The organism is Sphingobacterium sp. GW821-FHT03E03, assembly GCF_059420745.1.
This window is the reverse complement of sequence record NZ_JBWKUH010000069.1, coordinates 1-860: the sequence shown is the minus strand read 5'-3', so window position 1 is coordinate 860 and position 860 is coordinate 1. Positions and strand designations below refer to the sequence as shown.

Annotated in this window: 1 protein-coding gene; it reads right to left on the bottom strand. The window is 34.8% G+C overall.

Annotated features, from left to right (window positions below):
* Nucleotides 1-188: 188 nt before the first annotated feature.
* Nucleotides 189-860: M12 family metallopeptidase (locus AC07UV_RS25680; protein WP_495185851.1), on the bottom strand; the 672-nt coding region annotated here is incomplete at its 5' end.

The following is an 860-nucleotide window of genomic DNA, read 5'->3' as shown; positions in this document are numbered from 1 at the left end:
CAGAATCTCGCCCAGAAGGTTCTGAATCTGCCACAAAGTCATTGTTTTTACAAGAGAATAGAAGTAAAAATACTCCCAATGATAAAAAAAGCTTCATTGTTTTCATAGTTTTTTCATATTTATAAAACATAATATTTTAGATTCCAATTCCACGCTAGTAAAAGATGCAAAGTAGGTGTGCTGACATTTTAACGCGGAACTCTATAGCCAGTAAAATCAACTTTTGGATAAACAGAAGTAAACTCTCCAAGTCTTGTTGTGCCATAATCAATATCTGCTCTATTACGAACTGTTACAGAAACACTATTGTCCCCAGCATTAATAGTCAAAGGAAGCACCGACCTTTCAACTGGCTGAGTGTGACCATTGTAAATATTGGTAACATCCATCGTTACTAAGATTGGTACTTTATAACTTTTGACATAAGGAACGGTTAAAGCAGCATTTGAAAAAAGAGAAAATGTAGTTGTCACCTCTTGTTCGTACGACCCACTCCCCGGGTCACTGTAAATTTCTTCTACTGTATAGTCCATTTTTAAATATGGTCGTTCATTTCCATACAACATATTAATACCAAGTAAGTCGGTCGTGGTGGGATAGAAACTCGGGGAAATTACTACGCTAGAATTATTAGCTGTAATTATATTTAGACTTGTATTTCTTGCAAAACTAGCATCGGTAGTTTTCGAAGGGTACATCATAATTGATCTAGCATCAAATAAACCTACATCAACACTAGAAAGAACTCCAACTTTATTAAAATTATGCATCTTTTCCGGATAGATATTTGACGTATTAATCGTAACGAAATTATCCCTATCATTTCTGCCCATTTCATGATGAATACCAAACGCATGTAA